This window comes from Bradyrhizobium sp. MI1.10 (genome assembly GCF_055811035.1).
On record NZ_JBVVPN010000029.1, the window covers coordinates 87,168 to 96,903 of the forward strand.

11 protein-coding genes are annotated in these 9,736 nt (G+C 65.5%); 5 read left to right on the plus strand and 6 right to left on the minus strand.

What is annotated here, in order from left to right:
• Nucleotides 1–19 precede the first annotated feature (19 nt).
• A complete protein-coding gene (gene sseA / locus AC0L3K_RS27330; protein WP_354168758.1) occupies nucleotides 20–877 on the plus strand; it encodes a 3-mercaptopyruvate sulfurtransferase in 858 nt (285 codons plus the stop codon).
• Between the two features lie 2 nt (nucleotides 878–879).
• Here the strand turns inward: sseA and AC0L3K_RS27335 are convergent, their stop codons facing one another.
• Complete coding sequence (locus AC0L3K_RS27335; RefSeq protein WP_007600702.1) at nucleotides 880–1,722, minus strand: hypothetical protein; 843 nt, start codon at nucleotides 1,720–1,722, stop codon at nucleotides 880–882.
• Nucleotides 1,723–2,044: 322 nt separating this feature from the next.
• Between AC0L3K_RS27335 and AC0L3K_RS27340 the strand changes: the two genes are divergently transcribed.
• Together AC0L3K_RS27340 and AC0L3K_RS27345 are read left to right on the plus strand one after the other, a co-directional pair.
• A complete protein-coding gene (locus AC0L3K_RS27340) occupies nucleotides 2,045–3,232 on the plus strand; it encodes a L,D-transpeptidase family protein (protein ID WP_354201073.1) in 1,188 nt (395 codons plus the stop codon).
• A 24-nt stretch (nucleotides 3,233–3,256) separates the two neighbouring features.
• Nucleotides 3,257–4,006, plus strand: a complete 750-nt coding sequence (locus tag AC0L3K_RS27345; protein ID WP_473367252.1) for an NAD-dependent epimerase/dehydratase family protein — start codon at nucleotides 3,257–3,259, stop codon at nucleotides 4,004–4,006.
• Nucleotides 4,007–4,010: 4 nt separating this feature from the next.
• Here the strand turns inward: AC0L3K_RS27345 and AC0L3K_RS27350 are convergent, their stop codons facing one another.
• Together AC0L3K_RS27350 and AC0L3K_RS27355 are read right to left on the minus strand one after the other, a co-directional pair.
• Complete coding sequence (locus AC0L3K_RS27350; protein ID WP_473367253.1) at nucleotides 4,011–4,973, minus strand: D-2-hydroxyacid dehydrogenase family protein; 963 nt, start codon at nucleotides 4,971–4,973, stop codon at nucleotides 4,011–4,013.
• Between the two features lie 104 nt (nucleotides 4,974–5,077).
• A complete protein-coding gene (locus AC0L3K_RS27355) occupies nucleotides 5,078–5,293 on the minus strand; it encodes a hypothetical protein (RefSeq protein ID WP_007600706.1) in 216 nt (71 codons plus the stop codon).
• A 232-nt stretch (nucleotides 5,294–5,525) separates the two neighbouring features.
• On the opposite strand from AC0L3K_RS27355, the gene ettA reads away from it, so the two are divergent.
• The gene (gene ettA / locus AC0L3K_RS27360) at nucleotides 5,526–7,175 is read left to right on the plus strand and encodes an energy-dependent translational throttle protein EttA (RefSeq protein WP_007600707.1); all 1,650 of its coding nucleotides are present in this window, start codon (nucleotides 5,526–5,528) and stop codon (nucleotides 7,173–7,175) included.
• A gap of 7 nt (nucleotides 7,176–7,182) precedes the next feature.
• Complete coding sequence (locus AC0L3K_RS27365; protein WP_473367254.1) at nucleotides 7,183–8,406, plus strand: lytic murein transglycosylase; 1,224 nt, start codon at nucleotides 7,183–7,185, stop codon at nucleotides 8,404–8,406.
• An 89-nt stretch (nucleotides 8,407–8,495) separates the two neighbouring features.
• Here the strand turns inward: AC0L3K_RS27365 and AC0L3K_RS27370 are convergent, their stop codons facing one another.
• The 3 genes from AC0L3K_RS27370 to AC0L3K_RS27380 form a co-directional block, all read right to left on the minus strand.
• Nucleotides 8,496–8,780: a hypothetical protein gene (locus tag AC0L3K_RS27370; protein ID WP_007600714.1), complete on the minus strand. Its 285-nt coding sequence runs from the start codon at nucleotides 8,778–8,780 to the stop codon at nucleotides 8,496–8,498.
• Nucleotides 8,781–8,992: 212 nt separating this feature from the next.
• A complete protein-coding gene (locus AC0L3K_RS27375; protein ID WP_007600715.1) occupies nucleotides 8,993–9,337 on the minus strand; it encodes a hypothetical protein in 345 nt (114 codons plus the stop codon).
• A gap of 215 nt (nucleotides 9,338–9,552) precedes the next feature.
• On the minus strand, nucleotides 9,553–9,736 hold a 184-nt coding region (locus AC0L3K_RS27380; protein WP_473367255.1), incomplete at its 5' end, for a hypothetical protein.

The following is a 9,736-nucleotide window of genomic DNA, read 5'->3' on the forward strand; positions in this document are numbered from 1 at the left end:
TGACTGCAAGGAAAAGCCAATGACCACCCCCACCGATCCCCTCGTCTCCACCGAATGGCTCGCCGCCCACATCAACGATGCCAACGTCAAGGTGCTCGACGCCAGCTTCAAGCTGCCGGGCGTGCTGCCGCTGCCGAAGGACGATTACCTCGCCGCGCATCTGCCGGGCGCGGTGTTCTTCGACGTCGATGCGGTCTCGGACCATTCCAACCCGCTGCCGCACATGTATCCGAGCGCCGAGCAGTTCGGCCGCGACGTCGGCCAACTCGGCATCTCCAATGCCGATACTGTCGTGCTCTACGATGCCGGCGGCTGGGTCGCTGCTCCCCGCGCGTGGTGGATGTTCCTGGCCTTCGGCCACGGCAATGTGCGCATCCTCAATGGCGGCCTGAAGAAGTGGCGCGCCGAGGGGCGTCCGGTCGAAAGTGGCGAGGCGAAGCCGAAGCCCGCGACGTTCAAGGCGAGCTACGATTCCAAGCGCGTGCGTAGCATGCAGCAATTGATCGCCAACGTCGAAAGCCGTGTCGAGCAGGTGATCGACGCGCGCGCCGCCGACCGGTTCGAGGGCCGGGCGCCGGAGCCGCGCGCGGGCATTCGTTCCGGCCATATCCCGGGCGCTCGCAACGTGCCCTATAACCTGCTGTTCGACGCCGCGACCGGCACGATGAAGCCGCTCGATGATCTCCGCGCCGCCTTCACGAACGCCGGCGTCAAGCTCGATGCGCCGATTGTGACGAGCTGCGGCTCCGGGGTCTCTGCCGGCGTGCTGACGCTGGCGCTTTATCGCCTCGGCATCACCGACACCGCGCTCTACGACGGCTCATGGTCAGAATGGGGCCAGGAAAAGGGACCGCCAATCGCAACGGGGCCGGCGTAACCCTACTGGCGTGCGCGCGCGGTCGTCGTTGCGGCGAGCGTGGGTTGCGGCTGCCCGAACGGATCGAGTTGCTGAACCGGCGGCGGCGGACGCCGGACAATGCGGCGGCGCTTCTTCACCCGGTGCGCCCGCGGCTTAGTCGCCTTGCTCTCCGGCGAACTGCTGTCGGCCTTAGCGTCGGCCTTGGCCTTCGCCGGCGGATCCTTCCAGGCCGTGGTCGCCAGGTTATTCAATGCGGCGAACTTCGCGCTCGCCATGTCGAACGTGGACGAAGCCGAGGCTGCGCTGGGGGCGGCAGGTGTTGGTTTGCTTGTGAGAGCGATCGAAACCGGCTTGGCCTCGGCGATGGATGCGCTGGCGTCGGCCGGAGTAAGCGTGTTGCTTGAGGCCGGCGCCGCGGCGTCCGTCGTCGTCTCGGCCTTGGCCTCGACATTGGCCGGTTCGGCCGGGACGTCAGCCGGAGCTGCAACGACCTGCGGCTGACCGTCGGTCTCGGTTGTCACCACGACGACCGGCTCGGGCTCGCTCATCGGCAGCGCGATGGTCGGGACTTGATCGCGCAGCGACGGCGTCGGATCGGTGGCCGCCTCCGGCTCGGCGCGCAGGACCGCGAGCACCGGCTGGGCCGGCTCGGGAGCTTGTGCAAACACCTGCTCCTGCGGACCATTCCGCCAGGAGGGGTTGCTGACATACTGCTCGTGGCTCGCCCGCAGCAGCGCGGCGGCGCCCAGGCCGAATACCAGGATGGAGGCTGACAGCAGGATCGCGGCAAACAGAAAGCGAAAGCCGGGAAGCATCGAGGGATTGCGAATTTCCGCCCCGGCGGCGAAGTGGCCAGGGCCCATGAGCCATCTGAACGCGGTGACGGTACTGCTTGCCGCGTTCGCCACGCGGGGGATCGAAGCTCAAAGCGGAGGCGAATCAGGCTGATTCGAACATACCGCAACGATTCCGCGCCGTTCCGTAAAAAACAGAGCCGGCTAGTCCAGCAATCTCGGGCGTGGGCTGATTTTCGTCCCGTGATGCAACCAGGCAACGGTAGTCTTGCGGATCACAAATCGGCAAATCAGGCACAAATCCGCCTGTCATGTCTTGAATGTGCCGCTATCTTCCGTCATCTGGCCGTTAACGGTCCGGACGGGGCCCGGGGACTATACAAGAGCGATGATGATCAAACATTTTCTGACGATATGCGCTGCCGCAACAGTCGCTGCGGCGGGAACCTCGCTCGCACAGGCTCAGAGCTATCCGGTCCAGCAGGCGCCGAGCTATGGCGCGCCAGCCGAATACCGGCCCGGCGACCGCGCGCCGAATTTCGACGCTATGGACGATGAAGACGATTCGATGCCGCAGGCAGCGCTGCCGCCGCCCGGCCCGGATCCGCGCTACGGCCGTCCGCCCGGCGCTCCCCCGGTGTATTCCGCCGCGCCGCCGCAGGGTCCGGTGATGTCGCCGGATGATCCCCGTTATGGCCGTCCCGCAGGTGCCCCCGTCTACTCGGCTGCGCCGCCGCAGGGTCCCGTGACGTCGCCCGACGATCCGCGCTATGGCCGCCCTGCCGGCCCGCCCGCGGTGATCTACGCCGATCGTCCGGCACAGGCGCCCGGCAGTGACGGCCTGCGTCCGCCCGAGGCGGTCGGTGGTCCCGGCGCGACCGGAACGGTCCAGGCCGGTCAGCCGCCCGTGGGTGCCGACGGCCGGCCGATGGCGATCGCCTCGCTGCCGCCCGAGGAGCAGCCTGACGCCGCTCCGGCGCAGCTGCCGCAGAACCTGCGCCGCCAGGAGGTCTCGCTGGCGACCAAGGAGCCGGCCGGAACGCTCATCGTCGATACCCCGAATACCTACCTCTATTACGTGCTCGGCAACGGTCGTGCGATCCGCTACGGCGTCCGCGTCGGCCGCGACGGTTTCACCTGGACGGGCGTGCAGAAGATCACCCGCAAGGCCGAGTGGCCGGATTGGCATCCGCCGACCGAGATGATCGAGCGACAGCCCTATCTGCCGCGCTTCATGGCCGGCGGTCCCGGCAATCCGCTCGGCGCCCGCGCGATGTATCTCGGCTCGACCGTCTACCGCATCCACGGCACCAACCAGCCCTCGACCATCGGCAAGTTCGTGTCCTCCGGCTGCATCGGCATGCTGAACGAGGACGTCTCCGACCTGTTCGATCGCGTCAAGGTCGGCACCCGCGTGGTCGTGATGCCGGGTGGTCCGCCGCCGGGAACTGCGACCGCATCCGCCGCGCCCGTGCCCGGCGCTGCCGGCCCCGCTCCGATGGCCGCGCAGGCCGGCCCGGTCGGAGGCACCCAGCCGACAGTGGTGCCGCCGCTGCCCGCACCGGTCACCGTGCGCTGAATCGGCCTCGCAAGAATTGATCTGATGACGGATCTCGCGGCCGCCACGGACCTCCGGCATTTCGATCGGGCCTTCGCGCGAACCAACGAGCTCCGCACCCGCGGAACCGACATTCTGCTGAATGCCGCACGCGAGGCCGGCGCCAGGCGCTTCATCGCGCAAAGCTTCTGCGGCTGGACCTTCAGTCGCGCCGGGGGAACGGTGAAGACCGAGACCGATGAGCTCGACCCGCATCCGCCGCGAGAGCTGCGACGCACGCTTGAGGCAATCCGGTATCTGGAGCGAAGCGTCACCGCTTCGACGAAGCCGGAGGGTATCGTGCTGCGCTATGGATTCTTCTATGGACCCGGCACGGGCACGCTCTCGCCTGCGATGATCGACCAGCTGCGCCACCGGCGTGTGCCGGTGATCGGCGATGGCGGCGGCACGTGGTCGTTCATTCACACCGAAGATGCCGCCTCTGCCACGCTTGCCGCGCTCGAACGCGGGCGCGCCGGCAGCATCTACAATATCGTCGACGATCATCCGGCGCAGGTGAAGGATTGGTTGCCCGCGCTGGCCGAATTGCTCGGTGCCAAGCCGCCGCGTCACATTCCCGCCTGGCTCGGCCGCCTGCTTGCGGGCGAGCATATGGTTGCGATGATGACGGAGGTGCGCGGAGCCTCCAACGGCAAGGCCAAGCGCGAGCTCGGCTGGCTGCCGGCGCATGCCTCCTGGCGCGACGGCTTTGCCGATGCGGCACGGCAGCCCACCAGCCACCGCTCGGCGGCCTGAGGCATCACGCCAGCTTCCGCGGCAGCTCGCCGCCCTTGGTGAAGGCGTCGATCGCCTCGACCATCTGGCTGTAGTGGATGCGCAAGCCGTCCTCGGTGGCGTAGCCGAGATGCGGCGTCAGCACGAGATTGTCGAGCTTGCGGAAGGGATGCTCTGTTGGCAGCGGCTCGACCGAGAATACGTCGATGCCGGCGCCTGCAATCCTCTTCTGCTGCAACGCCTCGAGCAGCGCCTGCTCGTCCACGATCGGCCCGCGCGCGGTGTTGACGAGGAAGGCCGTCGGTTTCATCCGCGCGAGATCGGCAGCCCCGACCAGCCCGCGCGAGCGCTCGCTCAGCACCACATGGATGCTGACGATATCGGCCTTGGCGAACAGCTCCTCCTTCGTGGCGTAGCCGACGCCGGCATCCTTGCACTTCTCCGGGGTCAGGTTCGGGCTCCAGGCGATCACGTTCATGCCGAACGCCTTCGCAATGCCGGCCATCTTGCTGCCGAGCTTGCCGAGCCCGACGACGCCGAGCGTCAATCCTTCGATCTCGACGCCGGCAAAGGTCTGCCAGGGCTCGCCCGCATGCATGCGCGCGTTCTCGCGGCCGATGCCGCGGGTCAGTTCCAGGATCAGGCCCATGGTGAGGGGCGCAGTCGGATCGCGTGAATATTGCGTGCCGGCGATGGTGACGCCGCGCGCCTTGGCGGCCTCCATGTCGATCGAGGCGTTGCGCATGCCTGATGTCAGCAGCAGCTTCAGCTTCGGCAGGCTCTCGAACAGGCTCTTCGGGAACGCGGTGCGCTCGCGCATCGCGCAGACGATCTCGAAATCGGCCAGCGCGCTCGCCGCGGCCTGCTCGGAGGCGAAGGGATGGCTGAACACGGTGACGTCGATGCGGTCGGACAGGCTTTGCCAATCGGCGACTTCGAGGGCGAGATTGAAATAGTCGTCCAGAATTGCACTGCGCAGCCGCGTCATCAGCGTTCTTCCATGGCGAGAGGTGGAACCAGGCCATGGTTGCGCGCAATCAGGACCGTGCGCAAGCCGTTCGCGTCTTCAAAAATCCGACAGGTGATAAGGGCTCAGAGGTCGCGGGGCTTGAGCCGGAACGGCGCATTCATGCCGTGCTTGGCGCGCCAGGCGGGGCCGGGGCCGCGCATGTAATGCAGTTCGGGCCGGTAGGGGTTGAAAGCGGTGGCGAAGAAGCGCTTCCAGAAGCCCTTGATCTCCGAGGCAAATGCGGAGGCGCTGCCGGCTTCCGCCGGAACGGGAAGGGAATGGGTCTCGATCACGGCCATGACGCTGTCTCGCTGTGCTCCCGTTCATTCTGAGCGGGTGGCGCTGTTTCCGCGCGAAACCGAGCTTTGGCCTGATTTATTAAAAGATAGTTTCAATTGTCCGGATCGGTGGCGGGATGGTGTCCGGCCCGTATTCATCCGTGGTGAACGGAGGGAAAACATTGCCCTTTGGGGGCGGGATCGCTACATCGGCGGCAAGCAAATTTCCTCAAATCGAAGGTTTTCGGGACCGATGGCGCGCCAGTTCATCTATTTCATGCAGGGCCTGACCAAGAGCTACCCGACCCGGAAGGTGCTCGATAACATCCATCTGAGCTTCTACCCGGACGCCAAGATCGGCGTGCTCGGTGTCAACGGCTCGGGCAAGTCGACGCTGCTCAAGATCATGGCAGGCCTCGACAAGGAATATAACGGCGAGGCTTGGGTCGCCCAGGGCGCCCGCGTCGGCTATCTCGAGCAGGAGCCGCATCTCGATCCGGCACTCAGCGTACGCGAGAACGTCATGCTGGGCGTCGCCAAGCAGAAGGCTATCCTCGATCGCTACAACGAACTGGCGATGAACTACTCCGAGGAGACCGCCGACGAGATGACCAAGCTGCAGGACGAGATCGAGGCCCAGGGCCTCTGGGATCTCGACAGCAAGGTCGACCAGGCCATGGACGCGCTGCGTTGTCCGCCTGACGATGCCGACGTGTCGAAACTCTCTGGCGGTGAGCGCCGCCGAGTCGCGCTGTGCAAGCTGCTGCTCGACCAGCCTGAGTTGTTGCTGCTGGACGAGCCGACCAACCATCTCGACGCGGAATCGGTGTCGTGGCTGGAAGGCCATCTGCGCAACTATCCCGGCGCGATCCTGATCGTCACCCATGACCGCTACTTCCTCGACAACGTCACGAGCTGGATTCTCGAGCTCGATCGCGGCAAGGGCATTCCCTACGAGGGCAATTACTCGTCCTGGCTGCAGCAGAAACAGAAGCGGCTCGAGCAGGAGGGCCGCGAGGACGCTGCGCATCAGAAGACGCTGGCCCGCGAGCAGGAATGGATCGCGTCCTCGCCGAAAGCCCGCCAGGCCAAATCCAAGGCGCGCTATCAGCGCTATGACGAACTGCTGAAGCAGGCGAGCGAAAAGCAGACACAGACTGCGCAGATCACGATTCCAGTGGCCGAGCGCCTAGGTCAGAACGTGGTCGACTTCGAAGGGCTCAGCAAAGGTTTCGGCGATCGCATGCTGATCGACGATCTCACTTTCAAGCTGCCGCCCGGCGGAATCGTCGGCGTGATCGGCGCCAACGGCGCCGGCAAGACCACGCTGTTCAGGATGATCACCAAGCAGGAAGAGCCGGACAAGGGCACCATCACGGTCGGCGAGAGCGTTCATCTCGGTTACGTCGACCAGTCGCGCGACGCGCTCGATGGCAGCAAGAACGTATGGGAGGAGATCTCCGGCGGCAATGAGCTGATCCTGCTCGGCAAGAGGGAAGTCAATTCACGCGGCTATTGTTCGTCGTTCAACTTCAAGGGCGCCGACCAGCAGAAGAAAGTCGGCGCGCTCTCCGGCGGCGAACGCAACCGCGTGCACCTTGCGAAAATGCTGAAATCCGGCGCTAACGTTCTGTTGCTCGACGAGCCGACCAACGACCTCGACGTCGACACGCTGCGTGCGCTCGAAGAGGCTCTGGAGGATTTCGCCGGCTGCGCCGTCATTATCAGCCATGATCGCTGGTTCCTCGATCGCATCGCGACCCACATCCTGGCCTTCGAAGGCGACAGCCATGTCGAATGGTTCGAGGGCAACTTCCAGGACTACGAGAAGGACAAGATGCGCCGGCTCGGCCAGGACAGCATCATTCCGCATCGCGTGAAGTACAAGAAGCTGACGCGGTGATCTCAGCATGATGCGGCGGGTGCTCATAGCTGCGGTGATCGCTATCACCTGCGGCCTGTCGCCCGCCCGCGCTGCCGACGCCGCCTTCGCGCAGTTCATCGCCTCGCTGTGGCCGGACGCGGAGGCCGCCGGCGTGTCGCGCGCGACGTTCGAGCGAGAGACGCGCGGGCTCGAGCCTGACTACAAGCTGCCGGATCTGATCCTGCCGGGGCGGCCCGCAACGGGGGCGCCGTCGCAGGCCGAGTTCGTGCAGGTGCCGGCCGACTATGTCAGGGAAGCCTCGATCGCGCGCCTCGCGGGCGAGGGGCAGCGGCTGCTGCAAAAATATCGTCCCGCGCTGACGGAGATCGAGAAAAACTCCGGCGTGCCCGCCACCGTCATGCTGGCGATCTGGGGCCGCGAAACCGACTATGGCCGCTACACGCTGCCTTACGATCTCGTGCGCGTGCTGGCGACGCAGGCCTATGTCGGCCGCCGCAAGGACACCTATCGCAACGAGTTCATCCTCTCGCTGAAAATTCTCGGTGACGGCGTGGTGACACGCAAGGACATGCGCTCGTCGTGGGCCGGCGCGACCGGGCTCACGCAATTCCTGCCGTCCGAATATTACAAGCACGGCGTCGATTTCGACCGCGACGGCCGCATCGACATCTGGCATTCGGTGCCGGATGCGCTGGCCTCCGCCGCGCAGCAGCTCGTCAACAAGGGCTGGCAGAGCGGCGTACGCTGGGCTTACGAGGTGCAAGCTCCGGCCAAGGTCGATTGCACCGCCGGCGTGCCCGAGGTGACGAAGCCGATCGGCCAGTGGCTGCGCGAAGGCTTTGTGCCGGTGCGCGGACAAGAGCTCACTGCCGCCGAGCAGGCGCAGCCGGCCTCGCTGCTGCAGCCGGAAGGCATCTACGGCCCGTCCTTCCTGACCACGAAGAACTACTTCGTGATCAAGGAATACAATTTCTCCGATCTCTACGTGCTGTTCGTCGGCCATCTCGCCGACCGCATGACGAGCCCGCAGCCGTTCGCGACGCCGTGGTCTGCCTCGAAGCAATTGCGCACCAAGGATGTCGAGGCGATGCAGCGCGGGCTCACGCGCGTCGGGCTCTACAAGGACAAGATCGACGGCAAGGCGGGCATGCAGACGCGCGCTGCGCTCGGCGCCTACCAGAAGTCGGCAGGCCTCAAGGTCGATTGCTGGCCGAGCGAAGAGGTGCTGCGCTCGATCCAGGCGCGATAGCGAGCCGCAGTTCTTCGCCAAAGAAAAAGCCCGGCCGAGGTGCTCGGCCGGGCTTCGATCGCGGCGCTCATGAACGCCGTGCGATCAGATCAGTAGCAAACGCGAACCGGGCGGACGGTCCAGCCGTAGCCGTCCCAGTAGCGCTGGCGCTGCCAGTAGCAGGGCGGCGGCGGCGGGCCGGGCTCGGCCACATAAACCGGTCCGCCATAGGCGGGACGGCTCGATGCGATGGCACCGCCGACGATTGCGCCGCCGATCAGGCCGGCTGCGATGCCGGCGCCGACGCCGTCATGGGCTTGGGCGGACGGAGTGGCGGTCACCAGCGAACCGGCGATCGTCGCAACCGTAAGGGCGGCAACTAAAGTCTTCTTCATACTCTTGGCTCTCCTGAGAGATGGATGCTCCTTGTTAGGAGCGTCCGGGGTTCAAAGGTTCACGCAGACTCTGATGGAATTGGCCTTGCAGTTAGGAAGCGCGCAAATGGTCAATCCCCGGTAAACGCACACGGAGCTGTGACGAGAAAAAGCGGTCTTTTTCAGGCCCGGAGATGAACGGCGCATCTGGAATGAATCTGCTTGGGGCGACTTCAGCCACAGACTCTGACGCGGCGGACGCGCCAGGCATAACCGTCCCAGAAGCGCTGCTTCTGCCAGACGCAGCCGTCGCCATAATAGTCGTCGGCGACGTAGCCCGGGCCCGGTGCGTAGTAGCGCGGCGGATAGTAGCCCGGGCTATATCCCGGACCATATGCGTAGCCGGGGCCGGGGCTCGGTCCGTAATAATACGGAGAGGCCAGCGCCCCGCCGACAATGGCGCCGCCGATGATTCCGGCTGCCACGCCCGCCGCGACGCCGCGTTGCGCCTGGGCTGGTGTAGCGGCGCTAAGGGCCACCGCGGCGACGGCAGCGATTGCCAGGAGCGACTTCTTCATTGGCTGACCTTTCGAACAAAGCACACGGGAACTCTTTGAGGGTAAAGTTCCATATTTCGATTGAATGATCAATGAACGGCACCTTTGCCGGGGGCGACCAATTAACATGGACCGCAGCTCAGCCAGGGGAGGGCGATGATGGGTAGCGCGATGATAAATGCATTGATCGCTGCCGGGGTCGTCTTCGCGATCGGCTACGGCTGGATCACCCATCTTCAGAACCGCAGCCAGCGGCGCTCCCGCGCCGGGGCCGGCGGCAATGGCGGTGGCGACACCGCCACCGGCTCGAGCGACGGCTTCTCGTGGGGGAGCTGGTTTTCCAGCGATAGTTCCGGCAGCTCGACCGACGGCGGCAGCTGTTCCAGCAGCGATAGCGGCAGTAGTGGCGGAGATTGCGGG

Excerpts from the sequence above, each read along its gene's own strand:
- sseA (WP_354168758.1), top strand. The coding sequence starts at position 20 with ATGACCACCCCCACCGATCCCCTCGTCTCCACCGAATGGCTCGCCGCC.
- AC0L3K_RS27335 (WP_007600702.1), bottom strand. The coding sequence starts at position 1,722 with ATGGGCCCTGGCCACTTCGCCGCCGGGGCGGAAATTCGCAATCCCTCG.
- AC0L3K_RS27340 (WP_354201073.1), top strand. The coding sequence starts at position 2,045 with ATGATCAAACATTTTCTGACGATATGCGCTGCCGCAACAGTCGCTGCG.
- AC0L3K_RS27345 (WP_473367252.1), top strand. The coding sequence starts at position 3,257 with ATGACGGATCTCGCGGCCGCCACGGACCTCCGGCATTTCGATCGGGCC.
- AC0L3K_RS27350 (WP_473367253.1), bottom strand. The coding sequence starts at position 4,973 with ATGACGCGGCTGCGCAGTGCAATTCTGGACGACTATTTCAATCTCGCC.
- AC0L3K_RS27355 (WP_007600706.1), bottom strand. The coding sequence starts at position 5,293 with ATGGCCGTGATCGAGACCCATTCCCTTCCCGTTCCGGCGGAAGCCGGC.
- ettA (WP_007600707.1), top strand. The coding sequence starts at position 5,526 with ATGGCGCGCCAGTTCATCTATTTCATGCAGGGCCTGACCAAGAGCTAC.
- AC0L3K_RS27365 (WP_473367254.1), top strand. The coding sequence starts at position 7,183 with ATGATGCGGCGGGTGCTCATAGCTGCGGTGATCGCTATCACCTGCGGC.
- AC0L3K_RS27370 (WP_007600714.1), bottom strand. The coding sequence starts at position 8,780 with ATGAAGAAGACTTTAGTTGCCGCCCTTACGGTTGCGACGATCGCCGGT.
- AC0L3K_RS27375 (WP_007600715.1), bottom strand. The coding sequence starts at position 9,337 with ATGAAGAAGTCGCTCCTGGCAATCGCTGCCGTCGCCGCGGTGGCCCTT.